This is a genomic window from Colwellia maritima (assembly GCF_022669015.1).
GTDB lineage: Bacteria > Pseudomonadota > Gammaproteobacteria > Enterobacterales > Alteromonadaceae > Colwellia > Colwellia maritima.
Window position 1 is genome coordinate 575,134 of sequence record NZ_JAKKSL010000002.1, and the last position, 22,657, is coordinate 597,790.

Here is a 22,657-nt window from a genome sequence, read left to right on the forward strand (position 1 = left end):
AAGAGCCTATAAATTGATGAAATTAAAATTAATCGCTGCAACGTTTAGCCTTTCTTTAGTTGCTTGCGTTAACACACAAGAAACATCACAGAGTCAACCTAACCCGGTGATATCTCCTGCACCTGTGATGATCAGTTCAACCAATGTTCAGTCGTTACAAACCAAAACTAAAGTGATTACACTTGAGCAGATTATGGCGGATCCTGATTGGTTTGGTCGTGCACCTGAATCATGGTATTGGGGAGATGATAGTAATACTGTTTATTATAAGCAGAAGCAATTAGGTAATCCATTAAGAGATTTATGGGTTAAAAAATTAGATCACGGAAGTAAAGTACAGCAAGTCACTATGTCTAATCTACATAAGGTTGCTGATAATCGTGCAAAAATAAATCAGGACAAAAGTCTTGAATTGTATACTTTTGAGGGCAACGTTTTTGTTAAAAACCTTGCTAACAAATCAGTTAAACAAATGACTTACACTTCAGTCAATGAAACAGACGTACAGTTTTTAACCAACGGAAATATTGCTTACAGGGTAGACAATGTTTTTTACAGTCATGATTTAATAACAGGGCAGGTGATTGAGTTAGCTAATTTGCAAATGACTGAAAAACCGAAAGAGACACAAGCACCAGAAAGTTACTTAGCCAAAGAACAACACAAACTCATTAATTATATTGCTTTACAACAACGTAATGACAAATTGCAAGCACAACACACAGCAACGTTGGCTGATCAAAATAATACCGTTACATCAACAAAATATTATTTTGGTCAAGACAACCGTGTAAGCCATGCCAGTTTATCACCAAGCAGGCGATAAACTATTAGTGAGTATCACCACCGTTGTACCCAATGATGACACTGATATCATGCCTAATTACATCACTAAAGATGGTGTTATTAAAGCTGAAAAAGTACGTGCTCGCGTTGCTGATAATCGTCAATATAAAGAAGAAATTTTTATTATTGATTTAACCAAAGGTGAGAAGTCGGCATTAAGTTATGAAACTTTACCCGATTTTGATACCGATGTTTTAGCCAAAGTTAAAGAAGAAAACTATGCCCGTTCAGGCAAAACTTATCAAAGCAAAAAACACCCCCGAAATATTCATTTAATGCAAATGTGGTTCCCGGTTAAATGGAATGCACAAGGCAACCAAGTTGCCTTAATGCTAGAAGCTTGGGATAACAAAACCCGTTGGTTAACAACGGTTGACTTTGCCAACAACAAATTAGTAAACCAAGATAAACTGCACGATGATGCCTGGATTAACTATTCAATGAATGAATTTGATTGGGTCGGTAATGATGCGCTTTATTACCTTTCTGAAGAAACAGGGTATTCACATCTTTATCATAAAGCACTGAATAGCAAGAAAGCTAAGCAGCTCACTAGCGGTAAATTTGAAGTGAGTAATGTAACGTTAACTCAAAACCAACAAGGCTTTATTTTTAAGGCAAATAAAAAACACCCAGGTATTTATGAAATATACCAAGTGGATTTAGCTAAAAACGTTAAAACATTAACTGATTTAGGAGGTATGAACGATTACGCGCTTAGCCCTGACGAGTCAAAATTACTTATTGAGCATTCTAGTTTAACTATGCCACCAGAGTTATATGTTCAGCCGTTAAATGACAATGCGCAAGCGACTCAAATTACTTATACCGTATCTGAGCAATTTAAATCACTGCCTTGGGTTGCACCAAGTATTGTGGCTATTCCATCTTCTCACCAAGAAGAGCCAATATATTCGCGCGTTTATTTACCACACAATTTTGATAATAAGAAAGAAAAAAATCGTGCCGTAATGTTTACTCACGGGGCAGGGTATTTACAAAACTCTCACCTGGGTTGGTCAGGTTATTTTCGTGAATTTATGTTCCATTCACTGTTAGTGCAACAAGGGTATGTTGTTATCGATATGGATTACCGTGCATCAATTTGGTTATGGTAGAGATTGGCGCACAAGTATATATCGTCATATGGGTAAGGTAGAAGTTGAAGACATGCGCGATGGTGTTAATTGGATTGTAGAAAACGCCAATGTTGACCCAAAACGTGTAGGTACTTACGGTGGCTCTTATGGCGGGTTTTTAACGTTAATGTCAATGTTTACAGACCCAACGTTATTTGAATCTGGCTCTGCCATTCGTTTGGTGTCTGATTGGGCATATTATAATCATGGTTATACTTCAAACATACTGAATACACCAGAAGATGACGCAATAGCCTATGAGCGCAGCTCACCTATTTATTTTGCACAAGGTTTAGCAAAGCCATTATTAATCAACGCACCGATGGTTGATGATAATGTGTTTTTTGAAGACACCGTACGCTTAGTACAACGCTTAATTGAATTAGAAAAACAAGATTTTGAAACGGCTATTTACCCTGTAGAGCCGCATGGCTTTGTTCAACCAAGTTCATGGTTAAATGAATATCGCCGTATTTATAAATTGTTTGAAAATACGCTTTAAATACACATTAAAAACAAATATTAAACACATTTGGGGCAAGTACAGGTAAAACTCTGTACTTGCCCTGTTTATAAATAAAATTATGGTCAGTTCAACGTAAGCTTGTTAGCAAAAATCTCGTCTTACCATTCTCAATTCACGCACATTGATAGTCATCATAAATATCATCAATTCGTAAGTTAAAAACTGTATTAATTCTTGTTACAACCATACAAGCAAGTACAGTTCGTTAACTTTATGTGCCTTTAACCACTTTTTTACTAGTTGATCAAATGTAAATTACTTAGAGATAATTCAAATAATTCAGCTAAGGTTTTGGTATTAAGTTATTGATGACAAGTGATAATAAGAGTATTGTGGATTTTAAAATTTACATGGTAGAAGGATGAATGTCGTGTATAAACATGACGTTGGTTCTTCTAAAAAAGCTGTTATGTATTTTCTGGATAATAATATGAACATTGACGTTAAGTGGTTGGGTGAAAATCATCCTGAAGCAGGTGTACAAGATGATTTAGAAGTTGCTGTTAGAGAAGATCTTGGTTTTGAAGCAAATGATAGGGCAAAACCTTGTCATGATGGAACTCTTCATGTGGAGCTTAGTCTTGTTGGGCCACTGCTTGACGAAATTGTCGGTAATGTGAAATGTAATTGTGGTAAAAGTTATTTAAAAATTCATGGTACCGCAACTCAAAGTATTAGTTACAGCAGATTTTGAAGGCGAATGAAATTAATCAGCCCGACCATGATTATTATCAGGCCACCCATGATAAATCTTCTTTTAGTTGAGATGTTTTGTGATTATTTAATTTATTGTTGACTGTGCATAAACACACTAAAGTCGAAGATTATGTAATTTGCATGAAAAAAGGTTTTTACTAACCTTTAACTCATCAACCAGTTGACGGGTTACTATTAACTTATTGATGAGTAGAGGTAATTGGAGTATTGTAGATTTTAAAATTTACATGATAGAAGGATCAATGTCGTGTTTAAATATGAAGTTAATCCTTCTAATAAGCGTTAGGCTATCAGCATGCATCGCACCTCAATGGATCTCTCTTGAATAAAAATATTTTTCTTTTGTGGCAAGGACAACTAATAAGCCAGTTAGGAATGCAAGCCTATTCTATTGCGATGATGTTTTGGTTTATGGAGAATACTAACTCATCAGCCTTGATGAGTATTATATTAATATTATCTATATTACCCAGTGTTTTTTTTGGGCCGATCGGTGTGATAGCCGATCAATATTCACGTAAAAACATCATGGTAGTCACTGATCTTATTCGGGGGACTGCTGTTCTTGTTCTATCCCTAACTATTTTAGGTGAATATGGTAGCCAGTTTTTTATCATTATGCTGTTTGCTATGGTCTCTTTAATAAACGGAATATCAAGAGCTTTTTTTCAACCGACTGTAGATGCTTTCATTCCAGATCTTGTTACAACTGAAAAGCTTTCTAAAACAGTTGCATTCTTCCAGTCCTCGACCCAATGCACAACAATAGTAGGTCAAGCAATGGGAGGGATTCTTTATCGTGCCTTAGGTGCGCCAATTTTACTTTTACTTGATGCTATCTCATATTTTATATCTGCTTTTAGTGAATCTTTTATCAAACACGATTTTGAAGAGCATAAAAATAGAATTGGTATTAGCAACAAATACAAACAGCATAAAGCAGATTTAATTGAAGGATTACGTTATGTCAAAAGCTGTAAAGGGATGCTTCAAACGATGATTTTTGCATCATCTATTAATTTTTTTATCGCTCCAATTATGCTCCTTTTACCCTTTTATGTAACTGGGCAATTATTAGAAGAGGCTCAATGGTACGGTTTTTTACTAGCAGCAATGGCACTTGGTAGTATTTTGGGGTATTGGCTGACTGCGACTATTAATGTACAAGGTAACCGCAGAACTTTTATAATGTTTGCTTCAATGTTTTTATTTTCATGCAGTTTAATGTTACTTAGTCAGAGTGAATCACCCATAATTGCATTATTTGGCTTATTTATTGCGGGGTTAAGTCTAGGGGTGTTCAATCTACAGGCGATGACATTATTTCAAAAAAACACACCAACAGAGTTACGTGGGCGAGTTATGAGTTTATTAATGACTATATCTAGTGGGTTATTACCATTAGGATTATTAATTGGTGGTGTTTTAGGTACATTAACTAATAATAACACTCAGTTAATTTTTGGGCTTAGCTCTTTTAGCATAGGATTACTCACAATATTTACTAGTTTCAATTTAAATATAAGGAACTATATGTTTAACTCTGAAAGTGCTGAATTAAGTAAAACCTGAATCGGGTAGCCGGAGGTTTCTACCCTCCGGCCCCCACACCACCCTGCATGCGGCTCCGCACAGGGCGGTTCATTAACCATGATGGATTTTAATCCAGATATCCCTAAGTGATACTAAACCTGCATTGGCTAAATACTCGTTGCTCAATGCTTGATTTATCCCTTTGGTTTTCGCACTTCGCCATACCCCTTTTCTTGTCGCTCCACAGCTAATTGCTAGCGCTAGTGGAACCCCCGTTTTAATAGATTTTTCACTTTGGATCTTGGCTTGCGCCATTGTCGCCAAAAACACATCCGTATTCTTCGGCGGATCCATTGATCTAAATCGACACACAACTGATAACCGTTGGCGATGAGGAAGTAGTTTCCCCATCCTCGCAGGTATCGGTTAAGGCTCGCAATTTGCTTGCTCATGGCAATGCCCCAATTTCTGTTAGTTAACTCTCGCACACGGTATTTAAAACGCTGCAATGAATTATCATGTATTTTGATGCGTCCGTATTTGAAACCAAAACCTAAAAACTTGGTCTCTTTTACCGCGCCTACACGACTTTTCTTCTCGTTAACGACGAGTTTAAGGATTTGCTTTATAAACAAGCTAATACTCGTTAAAACGCGTTCGCCTGCTCGCTTACTTTTCACCAAAATGGTGAAGTCGTCCGCATAACGGGCGAAGTGATGTCCTCGTTTTTCCAACGTTTTATCAAGCTCGTCAAGCATGATGTTAGAGAGTAACGGTGACAATGGCCCTCCTTGTGGCACGCCTTGGGTTGGTTTTACTCGTTTACCGTGTTCAACAATTCTTGCGCGTAAGTACCGCCCAATCAGTTTCATCAATACTTTATCTTTTACTTTTAACCCGAGTTTATGCATGAGTAAATCATGATTAACTCGGTCAAAGAACTTTGATAAATCGATATCAACAGCTATTTTACGACCCGATTTAATACCTGTTTGCAAATGTGTTACCGCTTGTGCTGCATTGCAGTTTGGGCGAAAACCATAGCTGTAAGGTGAAAAATGCGGGTCGAATAGTGGATTGAGTACTTGGTGGATTGCTTGTTGGATAAACCTATCGAGTACGGTAGGAATACCCAGTTTTCGCGTGCCACCATCGGGCTTAGGAATGTTGACCCGTAGCACGGGGCTAGGTCGGTATGTTCCTTGAGCTATCTGTGTTTTGATGTGTTCCCAGTTTGCGTTAGCAAAAGTGGGAAAATCATCTATCGTCATCCCATCAATACCTGCACTACCTTTGTTGGCTTTTACTCGTTTCCAAGCATTATCCAAGTTAGCAGGGCTTAACAGCTTTTCGATGAGATTTTCATGTAAGGTGGGGTTGATATGCCATGCTCAATAACATCATTACTTGACGGTAATTTTGATGTATTCAAATGCATAAATGTTCCTCCTTAAGTTAATGTTCAGGCCTTCACCGTGTCCCAACCATTACGAAAGAGAGGGGCATTGGCGCTTTTACCTAATATAAAGTGCCGTCTGCTGACTTTTGCTTAATCACCATTGACGTTACCATCATTGGCGCTATCGGTTTACATCTCATTCGCTCTTCGTCGTCGATGCATTCAACGAAGCCAAGGCACTTATTAACCAGAGCCTTACTGGTTTAATGCCGATTGCGTGTTAAGCAGATCTCCCCAGATAAGAGCATGTACTTTCTTTGCACTGCTGCACCATTTACGGTGACCATTAGATCACATGGTTTCGTTATGCTTGGCTAACTCACCTCTAGTCTACGCCTCATATGATGTTCTTGTTCATCAGCTCACAAATTTGCTAGCGGCTTCCTTCAGACCATTCCTCACAGAAAAGCCCTTGCCATTCGCTAGTAGTTAGCGTTTAATAAAACTCATTAAACGGTGATCTTTGCCCATGGTGGGCGTACCAAACGCATGTTGTCGGATTGGTTTTCCGCTGCGCTCCAAACCAACCGCAAATGCGGACGTTAGCATTCAGGAGTGTTTAATAAACGTTAAGCACATTTTTAGAGTAAAAAGGAAGAAAGGAAACATTATGCATCATCAAATGGATTACAACGGACAAATACTAAAATGGGGAAGTAGAGGTGATTTTAAGGCTACATCGGGTCTTCCAGACTCACAATTACCGAAAAACCAATGCACACCAGATAATGGACCAATACCAGAAGGGTTTTATAAAATATTTCTTGGAGATCATGGTCTTGCCAAAGATGATGGTAGAGGAATGTGCGCATTAAAACCATCTTGGGGTATTCAAAGTATTTCAAGTGGAAAAGCAGCGGTGAGTGTGCCCCATATTGGGCTAACTGGGGAAAAAATAGAGCAAGAATGGAGCCTGCTGATTTAGAAACAAAATCAAAGTGTAGCCCTATTATGAGAGGTGGTTTTTATTTACACGATTCAACAAAGGGTTATAGTCACGGTTGTATTGAGGTAGAAACAAGGATTTTCCCATTACTAAGGGCTTTTAATAAAGCCACAAAAAATAACACTATAACCATAAAGGTAAAGTATAACAAAGGAGTCGCTACAAATGGCGGAACTAAGATATAGCTTCTTACTATTTTTTATGATTTCAGCTTGCTCGCAAGCTACTTCAAATACAAAAGTTTCGATAAACAATCAACTATCAAATTGCATAAAGATCGGTAATCCAGAAGTTATATATAAAAGTGGTATCCCGATGCTAGGTATATCACATCAACAACTAAAATCCACATCACAATGTGGATGTAAGTCTGCAATTTCTCAGTACTCATCCCGACTTGAAATGGATGGTTATAAATCTGAATTGCTTACGGCTAAACTCACATTCCGTGACAAGCCACTTATTATACCTTTGGCTACTAGCAAAGAAATAATAGGTGATTACTCCGTGTTAGTTAACTTTTCTTGTGCTTTAGCAGACTAGAATGCTAACATATATGAGCCCATCTCGCGTCAATAGACAGTAGTGTTCTTTTAGCTACCGCTAGGTAGCTAATTGTTTTCAATCAGTCATTCGTCTTCTTCGTTATGTCAGTTAACCTTTAAACGCTCGTTTACGGCAAACACATATTGAGGCTCTCTTAGTGTAATCTCATCACTGCCTGCTTTTCCTTAATCCTTTTTGGTCGCAGGGGCACCAGACATTCATGACAAAATGAAAGTGAAAATAGACAGCCCAATAGGGCGACGGCAATATAGCAAGCGATTAAGTGCAATTGAACCCGTTTTTGGCAACATTATCGTCAATAAAGGCATGAATAAATTGACCTTACGCGGTCAAGAAAAAGTAAACACCCAATGGCAACTGTATTGCCTTGTTCATAATATTGAAAAGTTAAGAAACAACCTGCATTAAGGGTTAAAAGCCCAACGCCACACCATACAAATCGTTATAACACTAAATTATCAGCTACTAAACCACTATTTTGTTAAGTTAACGATGTAAAAATAAAAGCGCCAAAAACGTAAACGTTTTTGATTGTTAAAAGAAAGCAATCCAGTTAGAGTACTTTGATTAATAAATAATAGAAAAACGAGTTATTCTACAAGCTCGTTATATTTTTATCGACGAGTGATGCGCATCGCGCTATACTTGTGTCATGATTAAATCTTTCAAACACAAAGGCCTCAAGAAATACTTCCAAACAGGAAGTGTTCCGAATTCAGGCAAAGCATCAACGTAAATTACGTATGCAACTAACTGCAATAGATACCGCGCAAGAAATTGATGATATCAATTTACCCGGTTTTAAACTGCATCCTCTCAAAGGGGATCGTGATGGGATTTGGTCTATTACTGTAAATGGTAACTGGCGCATTACTTTTGAGTTCATCGATGGTAATGCATACATTCTAAACTATGAGGACTATCACTAATGACTATGCATAATCCGCCGCATCCTGGAGAGTTTATCTACGATGTATATCTAGAACCCGCAGGTTTTAGTTGTCGTTATTTGGCTAAACAACTAGATGTAGCATCATCTACATTAAATAGAGTTCTAAAAGGTCAAAGTGCAATCTCACCTGAAATGGCACTTCGCTTATCAAAAGCAATCGGCAGAACACCTGAAAGTTGGCTAGCAATGCAAGATAACTATGATCTTTGGCACGCTAAACAACAAATTAACTTAACAAATGTCCACGCGGTAAACTTTGCAGTGGCATAAAAAATATAACAAATAAGAATAGGTGTCGCGTCAGCCGACACCTTATTCGGGTGTTGAACAAGCCCGAAGCGCTACTTATTGTGTAAATAGTGATTTTTTTGTTGAAGGGTTCACAAGCAATTACTTGATCGCAAGACACACGAAGTTAAGACGTAAAATAAAGGCTATTTTTCGTCTGTTTTTTAATGAATTTTTCTTTATTGTCTCATAGGGTCTTTCTTCTTTTCCTCGTTTTTGTTTTTCATTTTAGCCATTATCCTTATACTATTCGCCTTTCGGCTAACTCGTTCGCGTGATACCAATACAATGCATTTTATGTTGACAACAAGGACATATTCTACTGGCGCGAGTTATTACCTCATTATTTGGTGCCGCCCAATTGTAGTTAGGCATTAACAGTAATTGAATAAGCAATCGCAGTTTTTTAGCTCCCGACGACAACAACCCGTAATCGCGCACGCGCTGTAATCCTTTAAAAAAGGGGTCAGGTACACATAATTTAATTTGTACCTGACCCCATTTATCGATAGTGTAAATAGTGATTTTTTTGTTGAAGGGTTCACAAGCAATTACTTGATCGCAAGATGCACGAAGTTAAGACGTAAAATAAAGGCTATTTTTCGTCTGTTTTTCACTGAATTTTTCTTTACAGTCTCATAGGGACTTTCTTCTTTTCCTCGTTTTTGTTTTTCATTTTAGCCATTATCCTTATACTATTTGCCTTTCGGCTACCTCGTTCGCGTGATACCAATACAATGCATTTTATGTTGGCAGCAAGGACATATTCTACTGGCGCGAGTTATTACCTCATTATTTGGTGTCAGCCAATTGTGGTTAGGCATTAACAGTAATTGAATAAGCAATCGCAGTTTTTTAGCCCCTGACGACAACAACCCGTAATCGCGCACGCGCTGTAATCCTTTAAAAAAGGGGTCAGGTACACATAATTTAATTTGTACCTGACCCCATTTATCGCACATAATTTAATTTGTACCTGACCCCATTTATCGTGACCCCATTTATCGCTACATTTGTAACGTCTTCAGGTTTAGATACTTGGCAAATAGTAGCAAGCACCGTTTGGTTTTATGTTGGCATTTGTTTTGTCGGCGGTAGTATAGAACAATATAGGGTTGGTAAAATTAATCAGGCCACCCATGATAGTTCATTCTACAGGCTCGTTATACCCACTAAGCTAAATTGCATTGAATCATTTTTTGATGAATGGTAGTCTTAAAAAATGCAAATAAACAATACTTACAACTACATCACAGTTACATGGTGGCGCTCTATTTTATAGAGCGGCGCTGAATCACATTTATTCAAAGCCGTCGGAAGACTGCTTATGAATAACCTTATTTATGTCTCCGATGGTATTATTAGGAGTCATACTATGAACAATCCAAGAAAAAGCTTAAAAAAAGAAAAAATATTAACTGGAGATCGAGCAACCGGTCAGCTTCACTTGGGGCATTTTGTTGGCTCGCTTCAGCAGCGAGTCAAACTACAACACGATCATGAACAAACCATTTTAGTTGCAGATTTACAGGGCTTAACTGATAACGGTCATAATCCACACAAGGTATCGTCCAATATTTTGAATGTTGTCGCTGACTATTTGGCTGTTGGCATTGAACCTCTAAAAACAACTATTTGTTTGCAGTCAGCTATTCCTGCGTTATCTGAATTGACAATGTATTATTCAAACTTAGTCTCTGTTGCTAGATTACAGAGAAACCCCACTGTGAAAAGTGAAATTTCAGCTAAATCATTTGGTAGCTCAATTCCAACAGGTTTTTTAACATACCCGATTAGCCAAGCTGCAGATATTACCGCATTTAGAGCAACTTTAATTCCTGTTGGTGAAGACCAATTGCCAATGATTGAGCAAACTAATGAGATAGTGAGGAAATTAAATCATATTGCACAAGATGACATTCTAGTGGAGTGTCGACCATTATTAAGTAAAGTGCCACGCTTACCAAGTTCCGATGGTAAAAGTAAAATGTCAAAATCTATGGGTAACTGTATTCTCTTGAACTCTAGTGAAAAAGGAATATCGAAAGCAGTAAAGTCTATGTATACCGATCCTAATCATTTAAGTGTTGAAGACCCTGGACAAATTCGTGGTAATGTTGTTTTTACATATTTAGATGCATTCCACCCTGACTCAGTTTATATTGATGAGCTAAAGGTTAGGTATCAAAACGGTGGTCTAGGTGATGGAACAACCAAAAAAATTCTAGAAGAGTGCTTACAAGATATATTAAAACCAATTAGAGAGCGTAGGGAAATATTTATGTCAGATAAAGCTCAATTAATAGACATTCTTCGAATTGGTAGCCAAAAATCGCAAGAAGAATCAAATCAAGTGTTAAATAATGTTAAGCATGCATTTGGTCTTAACTTATTTAATTAACAAAAATCAATACGGTAGGTATAACAAATAAGAATAGGTGTCACGCAGCTGACACCTTATTCGGGTTTTGAACAAGCCAGAAGCCTGCTTTATATAGTAAATAGCGTGATTAGTTTTTAAGGAGGGTTGGCATTATCTATAGAATCTAATCAGGCTAATCTAATCAGGCCACCCATGATAAATCATGAAAATCCCGCTCGTAATTGATAAAAATGTACTAGTACCTCACCAAAAAGACTAAACTCTCTTAAAAATCGCGATTAAAAGTTGTAGTTTAGCAAGCATCTTAGCCATATTAACTAACAAAACCTGTCTACAGTAACGTACCACGCTCAATATATGTACCTTGCTTATGGCTACTTTTCATTTTACTGTAAATGCCTAACATCCCTCGTTCAAGTGTCATTATTTCAGGGCTGTCACAAGAAAACAAATCCATTGTTTGCTCTAAACCATCCAATATTTTTACCATGTTTGGATGAAATAGCATATTAGAAGCATTACTTAATGCGCGAGAAGGACCTGTTTGTCCGCAGATTTCATTACACATCTGAGTCATTTGGTGGGTATTTTGTAGTCACTATAAAGTGCGACACTGTCAACATCTTGTACGGTGTTGCCAAAACCATCAACAATAGAATACGCTTTGGTGTCTGAACGAATACTCAACTCTGTGGTTGCTCGATTACAGTTTGGATACTTTTTATCAAACACATGCAAATAGTGCTCTGCAAAAAATGGAAATAGGCTGAGCTGTTGTTTGTTTGGTCTCTTTAAACCCATGGCATCCAAAAATGCATTAGTGACGGTTATATGGTCTTTATAACGCTCGACTAAAGCTGCAGAATACTTCTTATTTTGATTTATAAAGCCACCATAATTATTATTGTAAATAGCAGTAATAAAAGAAGCGGCAGGAAAGTTACAAAATTCTTTTGTTAAACAAGTGTTGCTAAAGGCTTTTTTTCCTTCGTTAATAGCAAGGTCATTTTTATCAGGAGTTAATTCTTTATATAGCGTGATCGCAGCTTGTTCATTATGCGTTATATATATTTGATTGGCTTTCAGGCTTTCTTCATACCCTAAACAAGTATAATTACCTGGGCTTCCTGACCATTTAGGGCACACTTGGTCACTCCCTTTACCTCTTGTGAGTAATGTTAATACAGGAGCATTTAGGCGAGCAGATACCTCTTTGCTCGGCACAAAAAAAGCTTCTACAAACTCATCTTTATCACTAAATACTTCACCAGTTGCAGAGTTTTTGTATTTAGGCATCTGGTAAGCTTTTTGAGTCTCATTTTTCCAGTTAAATAAACGGGTTTCTTCATTAGGAGAGAACAAGTCGGGTTGCCCCAATTTACGGATGGCTTGGTTGTAGTCTCGTTTAGGTGGAATGTAATCAAGCCTACCCGGTTCAACAATGAAAATGGTTTGGCGTTTGGTAATAAAATATTTTCCGTCAATAGCCGGTTCGCTTTTTTTGACATATTTTTTAATAAGAGTAAGTACAGCATCGCTGCCCAATATTTTTGCTTGATTACAGGCATTCTCACCAATCACGTAGCTATCAAAATGGTAATTAAAAAACTCCCACTGCTCAGCCGACAACGATGCTGATTCTGCCGCGGTAAGTTTAGATTCTGTGTAAAGATTCATAGAAAAGCGTTTGAAACGCAGAAATTTATCTCCGTTTAAGTCGTAACTCGCTATATCTTCTACGTCCATACTTTGCAGAAGCGTACTTATTTCGTTGTAGTTTCTGTTACAGCTAACTGGGCGCAGTTTTTCGGGAATGAGTGCTTGCGAAGGTGTGCTTAAAACGAGTATTTCTACTTTGCTAGGTTTGCCAAGGTCATAGCTTTCGTGATTTTTTATGTAGCTCTGCATAAGTACAGACGGTGCAGAACGCTGAACTATCCCTGAAAATTCTTTTTCCTTAATACGTCTATTCTCATGCCTGTTAAGTAGTTGTATTTGAAAACCCTGCTCAGCATTCCCTACTAATGCGAGTTGCAAAAAAACACCGTTATAATATTTATGCATCCCCAAGCGTGTACAGGGTTTTTGTTGGCCAATAAGGTTTATGTCTATAATAAAAACCAGTAAATCATTAGTCTTTTTAAAGACGCCTTTTGCTTTGTCTAAAAAACGCTGTCGATTCGGACCGCTTAAAACTCTGCCTTTTCGTAAAGAAAATACACAGCCTCGATCACCAACAATAAAAAAACCACCCAAATATACATCAGGCATTATTGCGCCCTTGTCTTCAAACCATAATGAATATTCGACAGGTTCTTTTTTCTTAAATTCAACAAAGCCAGAATAAACACCCATAGCCTGTATTTGTTTATCTATGCTAGTCGTGTCGGCGGCAAAGCTAGTGCCGCAAAATAGATTGATGAATAATAAAAAAGAAAAGTTAAATAGTACTCGTATCTTATCCATGAATTGACTCCTAGCTTTGAATTTCAAGCCCACTTATAAAATTATAAATTACCAAATTTCATACTCTAACTTGTAACCTATAATGTGTCCAATTATTGAGCAGGTAGCGATCTGAACAAAGCATAATAGCCTTCATTGTTACATAATATCTTTAGGATTAAATGCAGAGCAAACTCTCCATCAGTTCGCTGCCATTAGCAAGTTTAAAGTATGTACAGGATACTTAATATGACATTCACCCCAATTAAAGTCTGGGATTAACAATCTACTAACCGTGGCCCTGAACTGCCGTTAACAAAATTTGGTCGTAAATAATTGCTTATCTGTCGAGCATTGATTGATTTAACCATGAAAATATAGGCAAACTATGTAAAATTTTAATAAATAAAAATTATCTAATGATGTTAAAAAAATCCCTACTTGTTATTGCTATATCAAGCGCCTTGTTAAGTGCTTGTACTGAAAAACAAACCACACCCACATCTAACATTGGCAATGCCATTTCACAAGAAAAAAGCACCAATGTAGTCATGTCAGAGTCTGAAAAGGCCAACAAACTATTTGACGCGATATTTGACGCAGGTGTTGACCGCAACCCGGTAAGACAAACATATCTTGGTATTAAAAAAGACTACGATAAATGGAATGATTTATCAGAAGAAAATGCCGCCAAAGAATTATCTTTTGCAAAATCAGACTTAGCAAAAATTAAAGCATTAGATAGCAGTAAGTTAGATGCTCAAACATTAATAAGCTATCAACTCTATATACAAAAGTTAGAAAACAAAATAAGTGATCATAAGTGGCGTTTTCATAATTACCCTGTAAATCAAATGTTCGGCACACATTCACAAGTTCCTGCTTTTTTAATAAACCAACATTCAATTAGTAACCTAAAAGAAGCACAAGACTATATATCACGTGTAAATGGGGCTAAAAAGCTGATGGAGCAATTGGTTACTCAACTTAAATTAAGAGAAGACCTTGGCATAATCGCCCCTAAATTTGTTTTTGAACACGTTATTCGTGATTCTAAAAATATATTAGTTGGTGCACCATTTGATGAAGGTAAAGACAGCACCATTTTGGCTGACTTTACCAAGAAAATTAATAAAATAGATCTTTCAGAGAACGATAAATTAACACTTTCTAATGAGATTAAAACCGCATTAACCAACGAATTAAAACCTGGGTATGAGCAGTTAATTAGTTATTTAACAGAACTTGAAACTAAAGCAGACAATCGCGATGGCGCATGGAAATTCCCTGAAGGAGAAGCGTTTTTCAATAATGCGTTAAAACGCACAACAACAACAGATCTTACCGCGGATGAAATTCATAACATAGGGTTAAGTGAAGTTGAACGCATTCATAACGAAATGCGTTTGATCATGAAAAAAGTGGGCTTCGAAGGTGATTTAGCTGAATTTTTTGTGTTCATGAGAACCGATAAGCAATTCTATTACAGCGCAGATGAAGCGGGACGTAAACAATATTTAGATGAGGCCGTTGCCTTAATTGACGATATGAAAGGGCGGTTGGATAGCTTATTTTTAATGAAACCCAAAGCTGAGGTATATGTTAAAGCTGTTGAAGCTTTTCGTGAAAAGTCGGCGGGCAAAGCTTTTTATCAAAGACCGACTCCTGACGGGTCTCGCCCAGGTGTTTATTATGCCAACCTTTACGATATGGAAGCCATGCCTTCCTATCAAATGGCAGCTTTAGCTTACCATGAAGGAATTCCTGGGCATCATATGCAATTTGCAATTAATCAAGAATTAACGGGCATTCCCAAGTTCCGAAAATTTGGCGGTTATACTGCTCATACCGAAGGTTGGGGCTTATATTCAGAAATGATTCCTAAAGAAATTGGCCTATACCAAGACCCTTATTCTGATTTTGGCCGTTTAGCGATGGAATTGTGGCGCGCATGTAGATTAGTTGTTGATACAGGTATTCATACAAAAAAATGGACTAGAGAACAAGGCATAGCATATTACGCAACCAATACCTCTAATGCTAAATCTGACACAGTTAAAATGGTTGAGCGACATATAGTAATGCCATCGCAAGCAACAGCTTATAAAATTGGTATGCTAAAAATTATTGAACTACGCGAAAATGCCAAAGTAGCTTTAGGTGATAAATTTGATATCCGTGAATTTCATGATGTTGTGTTGCGAAACGGTCCAGTACCTTTAAACATATTAACTCAACTAGTGGATGAATACATAAAAGCAAAACAAGCGTAAATTCAAATGAGCCCAATTAAGTCCTTTGATTCCAATTTATTTTCACTTAATTGGGCTTTGTAATAGAGCATCGATTGATGTTTTGAGTAACATAGCTCAACACTCTATTTAGAATTAAGCGTTAACCTATGTGATGCCAGACCAATCAAAGCAAATGCAAAAATGAGTAAATGGCTGAAGTAATATGGACGTCACCGCTTGATGATTTAGATGATTTAGCGGAATACATTGCTTTAAGTAATACTCAAGCGGCTAAACTATTGACGCAAAAAGTTTTTGATAAAATCTCCGGGTTAGAAAGCCACCCCGAATCAGGAAAAAGACCACGAGAGTTAATTAACTTAAATTATCGTGAGCTTAACGTTAATCCATGTCGTATTTTCTATAAAGTGGACAGTGACAAGGTTTATATTTTACATGTCATGCGGCAAGAACGAGAACTTCTTATATTTCTTCTACAGAGTTAAATACGGCTAACAAATAAGAATAGGTGTTGCGCAGCCAAGACATTATTCGGGTGTAGATATTTAGGTTGGATGTCCTATGATTCTATGTTTTATGATTCTATACTCAATAACGCTCTTTTTGTGGTTAGCAACCGCTAGTATCCATCGTCACAGTTGCCGCTGTTGTTGCATCAAGCGCATGGGTGTAAACAACTTGGCAGGTACCGGCTGTCTCTGGTGAATACCCTGACATGGTGAATGTTACTGTTAGCTCAGGACGAGAAAACTCCATCCCCCATTCACTATCTGTATCATGGGTATTTTCAATGGTATCTAAGTTCATCCAAAGAGATAGTTTATTATTACCGTTAGGCTGATTAGAGAAAGCGTTATTTGCGTTGTATTCACTTATATGTAAACGAGGATAACCATATCGAATTGGTACCGCTTCGTCATTGATAATGACAGAACTTTCTTGTTTATCTTCTTCGCCATGGATTAGTGCTTTGTCATGAACCAGAATAATACCAAGCACTTAGTGCACCTTTTAATCTTGCCATTTCTGCTGTTCTGGCTTCAGAAGAAAGGCTTAAAAATTTAGGTACCGCAGTAACAGTCAATATACCTAAGATTACAATAACAATAACGAGTTCAATTAAAGTAAAACCTTGGTTTTGTTTCATTATATTTTCCGTTCAAAAGGCTAAGCAAAACAATCATAGCAGTAATAGTAATAATAGTAATTAAATAACCAATTGCAAAACAAAATGTCGATTTTGAACATAATATGAAGCGGAAATGAATAGTCGTAGGTCCTAAGAGATTTATTGCGATGATATGCACCATAAAAAATTAAACAGTTTAGTTTATACTTCGTATCACTATTGTATTTCACGTTGTGTTAGATGCGCCCATTTATGTGGTGAAGACAAGGTGTTATGAAAAAGCTTTGAGCACAGAAAACAAAGGGTCGAAGAGAAAATAATTATTTATAAAAACAAAGGATTCATTTGAATGACTGCTCAAAGTCAGTTAATGTTTTTATTGTTAACTAAAACGAATAAAACGAGTCATTTTACGGACTCGTTAAGCACTGAATATAAATACCACTAATGAGGAATAATTTATGTCAAATGAAGGCTATCACGAACCAATAGACGAACTTTCTAATGAAACCAGAGATATGCATAGAGCAATCACTTCGCTAATGGAGGAGCTAGAGGCAGTGGATTGGTACAATCAAAGAGTAGACGCATGTAAAGATGAGGAGTTAAAAGCAATACTTGCTCATAACCGAGATGAAGAAAAAGAGCATGCTGCCATGGTGCTTGAATGGATTAGAAGAAAAGATCCAATGTTTGATAAAGAACTTAAAGATTACTTATTCACAGAAAAACCAATAGCTCATAAATAGTTATGGAAACAAATAAGAATAGGTGTCGCGCGTCGACACCTTATTCGGGTTAGATAAGGCCTAAGCCGTCAATAGTGATTTACTTTTGAGTAGACTATCAATGACTTGAGCGCAAGGTGTACGAAGTTAAGTCGATTTCCCTGATATAACGATAACACACCTATTTTTTTGACTTTAATTTAATAAAAAAAAGATAAACCATAGTAAAAAACAATCCTCCTATTGCACCCCATAAATGAGCGTCAACAGCGACATTGGCTTCAATTAAATTACTTACATCTTTGCCGGCACCATAAATCTGCTCGTGGGCGATTTTTAACCAAACGCCCAGAAATAATAAATACCCTGTTTTATCTTTCGACATAATATCCATAATCGCGCCATAAACAAATATACCATGCAAAACCCCTGATAATCCCACATATTGAATTAAGGATGGCGAGCTATAAAAAACACCCACACTAGTACTTAAACAGCAAAATAAAAATAATGCAGAATAGTTTTTGATGGTATAAAAGCGACCATGTAAGGCCCATAACATTATTAATGCAGTTAAATTTAGTAATAAGTGATAACCATTGGTATGTAATAAATGACCAGTTAAAAGCCGCCAGAGCTCACCTTGAATAATCAAGTTTCTTTGGTAAAAAAAGGCTTGTGCAATTGAGTTACCAATAAAATACTCCCAAACAAATGCAAGAATAGATAATAAGGCAATCACCAACACAATTGCTGAATGTTTTGAAGCAAGAGGGAAAGAACTTAATTTCATTTATGTTTGTACTTTAGGCTGAACTCGTTAAGGGTTGAGTATACAATGTCGTCTTATTAATTTTAATACCTTGGTGCTTTTCTTCTATGGCTAGAGATTTATGTTTACAATGCCAACGACCAATTGTAGCGTGTATTTGTGCTTTTATTGTAAAAACTTATAATAAAATCCCCGTGTTGGTGTTACAACATCCTAATGAAGTCTTACAAAGTAAAGGAACTGTTGCAATATTACAGCGTTCTCTCAATGATTGTCATGTATTGATAGGTGAAAACTTTACTGATAATGGCGAGCTAAATGATATGTTGGCAATGTACCAACCAATACTCCTCTATCCTGGCGAACAGGCAACAGAATTAACGATGGCTTGTAATGAAGAGGTGACTGAGTTCACGCATAATGCGTTTAAGCATAATAACACAAAACCCTGCTTACTTATTATTGATGGAACGTGGAAAAAAGCTTATCGCATGTTTATGCTGTCAAAAAACTTACATAACTTAAAGCAAGTTTGTTTACCTACTGTTTTTGCTGATAACGGCCAATATTTAATACGAAAAGTTAATAAAAAAAATGCATTATCAAGTTTAGAAGCAACTTGTTATGCTTTAGCCTTGCTTGAAGGTGAATTGCGAACATCAATTTTTGATTTGGCAATTAATGAAAACAGCCAAAAAATTGATTGTGGGCAATATCAGCCACTTTTGAATAAGTTTTCACAATTTAATCAATTTCAGTTATCGTTTAGAGAATAATTATTTCATCAATAATATAGCCATTTTCCTATTTCAATTTAAATAATAAGTGCACTTTAATGACCTTTAAAAAAATATTTACAGTATCTACAGTCTGTTTACTTTTATCCAGTAATGCTCTTTTCGCTAACCCTATACCTAGTGAAAAAATACCTAACACTCAAAGGGAAGCGCGCGAGCCAGAAGCAGCAACAGGTCTTGTTGAGAAAAAAGCAGCGAAAAGCAAAGAATTTATGGTTGTTGCCGCTAACCCTTATGCCAGTGAAGCCGGTTTTAAAATTCTAGAACAAGGTGGTAGCGCTGTGGATGCAGCAATTGCGGTTCAACTTGTCTTAGCTTTAGTTGAGCCTCAATCGTCAGGTATAGGCGGTGGTACGTTTATGCTGCACTGGGATAATGTAAATAAAAAAATGACTACTTATGATGGAAGAGAAACAGCACCGAGTTCGGCAACTAGTTCATTATTTTTAGATGCACATGGTAATCCATTAAAGTGGATTGATGCGGTTGTTGGCGGTAGATCCGTTGGGGTTCCAGGGTTATTCGCAACCTTAAAAAAAGCACATGAACAGTATGGAAAGCTTGAGTGGGCAAAGCTGTTTGAACAAGCGATAGCATTAGCTGATAATGGATTTGTTGTGTCAGCCCGATTAGAGAAATTGCTAAGTATGAATTTTAACCCAGGTTTACATGTTTTGCCTGAGATTAATCACTATTTTTTTCCTAACGGAACATCAGTAAAAGCGGGAGATATTCTCGTCAATAAAAAATTGGCGAAGGTTTTTCGAAGTGTAGCTAAAGAGGGCATTGATGTTTTTTATAAAGGGTGGATTGCTAAAAAAATTATAGAAAAAATACAACATTCAGCTATCTCTCCTGGGTTACTTTCAATGCAGGATATGGCCACGTATCAAGTTATTGAGCGCGATCCTGTTTGTGGCGATTACCGTGAATTTAGGGTTTGCGGTATGGCGCCGCCAAGCTCTGGAGGTATTGCTGTAATTCAAATTCTTGGTCAACTAGAGCGTTTTGAACTCGCTAAATATCGACCTAATGGTCTAGATGCTATTCATTTATTCACGCAGAGCTCACGACTCGCTTTTGCAGATAGAAATCGATATGTTGCCGATGCAGACTTTGTAACAGTACCTGTATCTGGACTTATTAACCCCAGTTATTTAGCTACTCGTTCAGCCTTGATAAATTCAGATAAAGATATGGGGTTTGCTGTTTCAGGTACACCTGAAGGGGCGGTAGCATTAGCGGATGATAATGCTATAGAACGTCCGTCTACTTCTCACTTTAATGTTATTGACGGGCAGGGTAATGCTGTATCTATGACTAGCAGTATTGAAAATGGTTTCGGCTCAGCATTGATGGTCGAAGGTTTTATATTAAATAACCAATTAACTGATTTTTCTTTGGCACCTAAAAAGAATGGACGATGGGTTGCCAATAGAGTTCAAGCGAATAAACGCCCGAGAAGCTCTATGTCTCCAACAATGGTTTTTAACAAAGATAATACGTTAAAGTTACTTGTGGGTTCACCAGGTGGTAGCAGAATTATTAATTATGTCGTACAAACTATCATTGGTGTACTTGATTGGCAATTAGACCCTCAAGAAGCAATAAACCTCTCTAAAATAACCAATCGAAACGATGTGACGACTCTGGAACGTGGCACTAATGCTGAATTGTTAAAACCTTTTTTAGAAGCAAAGGGGCATAAAGTACAACTTCGTGATTTAAATAGTGGTGTTCATGCTATAGAGGTTACTGCGTCTGGATTTATTGGTGGTGCCGACCCACGAAGAGAAGGGGTTGCCCTGGGAAAATAAAGATAAGTGTCAGTAATTTTTACAATTAATCTAATATTAAAACCCGACCAATGAAATAACCCTTTAATATCAAGTGGTTGTGGTGTTGGTATGATATTTGCTCTTTTATAAAAAGGTTTAAGGAAAAGAATAGATATTTATCATATGCTTAAGAAGATAATGATAAATATCAAACAGTTTTTAATCACCGTAAAAATAATTTCATAATAACATTAGGACAACTGTAACTATGAACACAAAAAATATCATAGCTGCTTCGGTTTTTGCAGCGCTAACAGCATTCCCCTCTCAAGCTAACATTATATTTGAATTTAATTATGTGGATAACGCTTCTAATCCAGGAGTAGGCTTTTTAGATGCCACCTATGGTGCTGCAAGACAACAAGCAATGGAAGAAGCAGGTACATTGTATTCTAATTTATTTAGTAATTATTTTAGTAATTCAGGGACTATTTATCTTGATGCGACATCAAGCGATGATGCAGCTAGTAGTACATTAGCATCAGCAGGCTCTTATTTAACATCAGGTTGTTCAGGTACTGGTAATTGTGTGATTAATGAAGTTGTTAAAACCAAATTACAAACAGGTGTTGACACTAATGGTGATGGTTTTGGTACTATTTTGTCAGATGGTACAGGTAACAATACAGATGGTAGTGTTGATGTAAATTGGGGGTCAGAGTGGACTGTTGATCCCAATGATACTGATCCTAACAAGTTTGATTTTTTTGCAGCAATATTTCATGAATTAACTCATGCGCTTGGTTTTAGTTCGATGATCCATGAAGATGGTTCTGGTGTTTTCAATAACGAATGGAGTATGTTTGATACCTTTTTGCAAAATGCAAACGGTGATAGTATTATTCAAAGTGATTCTACGTTAGATCAAACCGTATGGGATGATGCAAAAACTGGTGGTACTGGTAGCGGTATCTTTTTTGGTGGTGCAAATGCTGTTGCTGCTAATGGTGGTGACTTAGTTGGTATTTATAGCCCAACCTCATGGGCAGGCGGTAGTAGTGGTAGCCATATAGACGGCGCTCCATTCCCTACAGATATGATGAAGTATGACCGTGGTTACGGACCTGAAACACGTACCTTTAGTGCTATAGATGTTGGCGTATTAACTGATATTGGTTACACGAGAAACGCTACAACAAGTGTTCCTGAGCCTAGCACCCTTGGTCTTGGTTTATTTGGTTTATTATGTGGATTATTTATTCGTCGTAAGAATAGCTAAACACAAATAAATACAATAAGAATACAGAATAAAGAATACAGAATAAATTAATGTGAGGGAGCTTTTTAAGCTCCCCTTTTATTTCTAGTGAGGTAACTATCATTTCAACTTATCTACG

At 37.0% G+C, this 22,657-nt stretch carries 19 protein-coding genes and 5 pseudogenes; 15 read left to right on the forward strand and 9 right to left on the reverse strand.

Features of this window, described 5'->3' with window-relative positions; all coding sequences use genetic code 11:
- Positions 1 to 16: 16 nt before the first annotated feature.
- From L3081_RS29080 to L3081_RS12885, 3 genes and pseudogenes are all read left to right on the forward strand, one after another.
- Positions 17 to 2,487 (forward strand): annotated as a pseudogene (locus L3081_RS29080) (S9 family peptidase).
- Between the two features lie 394 nt (positions 2,488 to 2,881).
- Positions 2,882 to 3,205: a hypothetical protein gene (locus L3081_RS12880; RefSeq protein ID WP_242286574.1), complete on the forward strand. Its 324-nt coding sequence runs from the start codon at positions 2,882 to 2,884 to the stop codon at positions 3,203 to 3,205.
- A 344-nt stretch (positions 3,206 to 3,549) separates the two neighbouring features.
- Positions 3,550 to 4,800 carry an MFS transporter gene (locus tag L3081_RS12885; RefSeq protein WP_242286575.1) on the forward strand — a complete coding sequence of 417 codons (1,251 nt, stop codon included), beginning with the start codon at positions 3,550 to 3,552 and terminating at the stop codon, positions 4,798 to 4,800.
- Positions 4,801 to 4,872: 72 nt separating this feature from the next.
- Here the strand turns inward: L3081_RS12885 and L3081_RS12890 are convergent, their stop codons facing one another.
- Positions 4,873 to 5,076, reverse strand: coding sequence for a Retron-type RNA-directed DNA polymerase (locus tag L3081_RS12890; RefSeq protein ID WP_242286576.1), 204 nt, complete (start codon positions 5,074 to 5,076; stop codon positions 4,873 to 4,875).
- The gene (ltrA, locus tag L3081_RS12895) at positions 5,022 to 6,089 is read right to left on the reverse strand and encodes a group II intron reverse transcriptase/maturase (RefSeq protein ID WP_242286577.1); all 1,068 of its coding nucleotides are present in this window, start codon (positions 6,087 to 6,089) and stop codon (positions 5,022 to 5,024) included. Before ltrA ends, L3081_RS12890 begins: the two co-directional genes overlap by 55 nt.
- Positions 6,090 to 6,830: 741 nt before the next feature.
- Between ltrA and L3081_RS12900 the strand changes: the two genes are divergently transcribed.
- From L3081_RS12900 to L3081_RS12920, 5 genes and pseudogenes are all read left to right on the forward strand, one after another.
- A complete protein-coding gene (locus L3081_RS12900; protein ID WP_242286578.1) occupies positions 6,831 to 7,145 on the forward strand; it encodes a hypothetical protein in 315 nt (104 codons plus the stop codon).
- A gap of 186 nt (positions 7,146 to 7,331) precedes the next feature.
- On the forward strand, positions 7,332 to 7,709 hold the full coding sequence (locus tag L3081_RS12905; protein ID WP_242286579.1) for a DUF2195 family protein: 378 nt from the start codon (positions 7,332 to 7,334) through the stop codon (positions 7,707 to 7,709).
- Positions 7,710 to 7,934: 225 nt separating this feature from the next.
- Positions 7,935 to 8,141: pseudogene (locus L3081_RS12910) on the forward strand (transposase); the annotation flags it as partial.
- 244 nt (positions 8,142 to 8,385) lie between these two features.
- Positions 8,386 to 8,662, forward strand: a pseudogene (locus L3081_RS12915) (type II toxin-antitoxin system RelE/ParE family toxin).
- A complete protein-coding gene (locus L3081_RS12920) occupies positions 8,662 to 8,955 on the forward strand; it encodes a HigA family addiction module antitoxin (RefSeq protein ID WP_242286581.1) in 294 nt (97 codons plus the stop codon). Before L3081_RS12915 ends, L3081_RS12920 begins: the two are co-directional and overlap by 1 nt.
- Before the next feature lie 279 nt (positions 8,956 to 9,234).
- On the opposite strand, the pseudogene L3081_RS29085 reads toward L3081_RS12920, so the two are convergent.
- Positions 9,235 to 9,429: pseudogene (locus tag L3081_RS29085) on the reverse strand (IS91 family transposase); the annotation flags it as partial.
- A 254-nt stretch (positions 9,430 to 9,683) separates the two neighbouring features.
- Positions 9,684 to 9,878: pseudogene (locus tag L3081_RS29090) on the reverse strand (IS91 family transposase); the annotation flags it as partial.
- A gap of 470 nt (positions 9,879 to 10,348) precedes the next feature.
- Between L3081_RS29090 and trpS the strand changes: the two are divergent.
- A complete protein-coding gene (gene trpS, locus L3081_RS12925) occupies positions 10,349 to 11,374 on the forward strand; it encodes a tryptophan--tRNA ligase (protein ID WP_242286582.1) in 1,026 nt (341 codons plus the stop codon).
- Positions 11,375 to 11,687: 313 nt separating this feature from the next.
- Here the strand turns inward: trpS and L3081_RS12930 are convergent, their stop codons facing one another.
- Both L3081_RS12930 and L3081_RS12935 read right to left on the reverse strand, forming a co-directional pair.
- Positions 11,688 to 11,933: a hypothetical protein gene (locus L3081_RS12930; protein WP_242286583.1), complete on the reverse strand. Its 246-nt coding sequence runs from the start codon at positions 11,931 to 11,933 to the stop codon at positions 11,688 to 11,690.
- Positions 11,930 to 13,822: a hypothetical protein gene (locus L3081_RS12935; protein ID WP_242286584.1), complete on the reverse strand. Its 1,893-nt coding sequence runs from the start codon at positions 13,820 to 13,822 to the stop codon at positions 11,930 to 11,932. The genes L3081_RS12930 and L3081_RS12935 overlap by 4 nt, the downstream gene beginning before the upstream one ends.
- 401 nt (positions 13,823 to 14,223) lie before the next feature.
- On the opposite strand from L3081_RS12935, the gene L3081_RS12940 reads away from it, so the two are divergent.
- Positions 14,224 to 16,074: a DUF885 domain-containing protein gene (locus L3081_RS12940; RefSeq protein WP_242287037.1), complete on the forward strand. Its 1,851-nt coding sequence runs from the start codon at positions 14,224 to 14,226 to the stop codon at positions 16,072 to 16,074.
- A 170-nt stretch (positions 16,075 to 16,244) separates the two neighbouring features.
- Complete coding sequence (locus tag L3081_RS12945) at positions 16,245 to 16,541, forward strand: type II toxin-antitoxin system RelE/ParE family toxin (RefSeq protein WP_242286585.1); 297 nt, start codon at positions 16,245 to 16,247, stop codon at positions 16,539 to 16,541.
- 124 nt (positions 16,542 to 16,665) lie between these two features.
- Here the strand turns inward: L3081_RS12945 and L3081_RS12950 are convergent, their stop codons facing one another.
- Both L3081_RS12950 and L3081_RS26960 read right to left on the reverse strand, forming a co-directional pair.
- Positions 16,666 to 17,055: a hypothetical protein gene (locus L3081_RS12950; protein ID WP_242286586.1), complete on the reverse strand. Its 390-nt coding sequence runs from the start codon at positions 17,053 to 17,055 to the stop codon at positions 16,666 to 16,668.
- On the reverse strand, positions 17,030 to 17,203 hold the full coding sequence (locus L3081_RS26960; RefSeq protein WP_274620526.1) for a type II secretion system protein: 174 nt from the start codon (positions 17,201 to 17,203) through the stop codon (positions 17,030 to 17,032). Before L3081_RS26960 ends, L3081_RS12950 begins: the two co-directional genes overlap by 26 nt.
- A gap of 443 nt (positions 17,204 to 17,646) precedes the next feature.
- Between L3081_RS26960 and L3081_RS12960 the strand changes: the two genes are divergently transcribed.
- Positions 17,647 to 17,934, forward strand: a complete 288-nt coding sequence (locus tag L3081_RS12960) for an encapsulin-associated ferritin-like protein (RefSeq protein ID WP_242286587.1) — start codon at positions 17,647 to 17,649, stop codon at positions 17,932 to 17,934.
- Between the two features lie 160 nt (positions 17,935 to 18,094).
- On the opposite strand, the gene rrtA is transcribed toward L3081_RS12960, so the two are convergent.
- On the reverse strand, positions 18,095 to 18,706 hold the full coding sequence (rrtA, locus tag L3081_RS12965; RefSeq protein WP_242286588.1) for a rhombosortase: 612 nt from the start codon (positions 18,704 to 18,706) through the stop codon (positions 18,095 to 18,097).
- Between the two features lie 86 nt (positions 18,707 to 18,792).
- Between rrtA and L3081_RS12970 the strand changes: the two genes are divergently transcribed.
- From L3081_RS12970 to L3081_RS12980, 3 genes are all read left to right on the forward strand, one after another.
- The gene (locus L3081_RS12970) at positions 18,793 to 19,461 is read left to right on the forward strand and encodes a tRNA-uridine aminocarboxypropyltransferase (protein ID WP_242286589.1); all 669 of its coding nucleotides are present in this window, start codon (positions 18,793 to 18,795) and stop codon (positions 19,459 to 19,461) included.
- 59 nt (positions 19,462 to 19,520) lie between these two features.
- On the forward strand, positions 19,521 to 21,299 hold the full coding sequence (ggt, locus tag L3081_RS12975; RefSeq protein WP_242286590.1) for a gamma-glutamyltransferase: 1,779 nt from the start codon (positions 19,521 to 19,523) through the stop codon (positions 21,297 to 21,299).
- 229 nt (positions 21,300 to 21,528) lie between these two features.
- Positions 21,529 to 22,539: a PEP-CTERM sorting domain-containing protein gene (locus L3081_RS12980; protein WP_242286591.1), complete on the forward strand. Its 1,011-nt coding sequence runs from the start codon at positions 21,529 to 21,531 to the stop codon at positions 22,537 to 22,539.
- The last annotated feature ends 118 nt before the right edge of the window (positions 22,540 to 22,657 follow it).

What these genes read in the sequence shown, in the direction of transcription:
- L3081_RS12890 (WP_242286576.1), bottom strand. Translation starts at nt 5,076, where the DNA reads ATGGCGCAAGCCAAGATCCAAAGTGAAAAATCTATTAAAACGGGGGTT.
- L3081_RS12900 (WP_242286578.1), top strand. Translation starts at nt 6,831, where the DNA reads ATGCATCATCAAATGGATTACAACGGACAAATACTAAAATGGGGAAGT.
- L3081_RS12905 (WP_242286579.1), top strand. Translation starts at nt 7,332, where the DNA reads ATGGCGGAACTAAGATATAGCTTCTTACTATTTTTTATGATTTCAGCT.
- L3081_RS12920 (WP_242286581.1), top strand. Translation starts at nt 8,662, where the DNA reads ATGACTATGCATAATCCGCCGCATCCTGGAGAGTTTATCTACGATGTA.
- trpS (WP_242286582.1), top strand. Translation starts at nt 10,349, where the DNA reads ATGAACAATCCAAGAAAAAGCTTAAAAAAAGAAAAAATATTAACTGGA.
- L3081_RS12930 (WP_242286583.1), bottom strand. Translation starts at nt 11,933, where the DNA reads ATGACTCAGATGTGTAATGAAATCTGCGGACAAACAGGTCCTTCTCGC.
- L3081_RS12935 (WP_242286584.1), bottom strand. Translation starts at nt 13,822, where the DNA reads ATGGATAAGATACGAGTACTATTTAACTTTTCTTTTTTATTATTCATC.
- L3081_RS12940 (WP_242287037.1), top strand. Translation starts at nt 14,224, where the DNA reads ATGTTAAAAAAATCCCTACTTGTTATTGCTATATCAAGCGCCTTGTTA.
- L3081_RS12945 (WP_242286585.1), top strand. Translation starts at nt 16,245, where the DNA reads ATGGCTGAAGTAATATGGACGTCACCGCTTGATGATTTAGATGATTTA.
- L3081_RS26960 (WP_274620526.1), bottom strand. Translation starts at nt 17,203, where the DNA reads ATGAAACAAAACCAAGGTTTTACTTTAATTGAACTCGTTATTGTTATT.
- L3081_RS12960 (WP_242286587.1), top strand. Translation starts at nt 17,647, where the DNA reads ATGTCAAATGAAGGCTATCACGAACCAATAGACGAACTTTCTAATGAA.
- rrtA (WP_242286588.1), bottom strand. Translation starts at nt 18,706, where the DNA reads ATGAAATTAAGTTCTTTCCCTCTTGCTTCAAAACATTCAGCAATTGTG.
- L3081_RS12970 (WP_242286589.1), top strand. Translation starts at nt 18,793, where the DNA reads ATGGCTAGAGATTTATGTTTACAATGCCAACGACCAATTGTAGCGTGT.
- ggt (WP_242286590.1), top strand. Translation starts at nt 19,521, where the DNA reads ATGACCTTTAAAAAAATATTTACAGTATCTACAGTCTGTTTACTTTTA.
- L3081_RS12980 (WP_242286591.1), top strand. Translation starts at nt 21,529, where the DNA reads ATGAACACAAAAAATATCATAGCTGCTTCGGTTTTTGCAGCGCTAACA.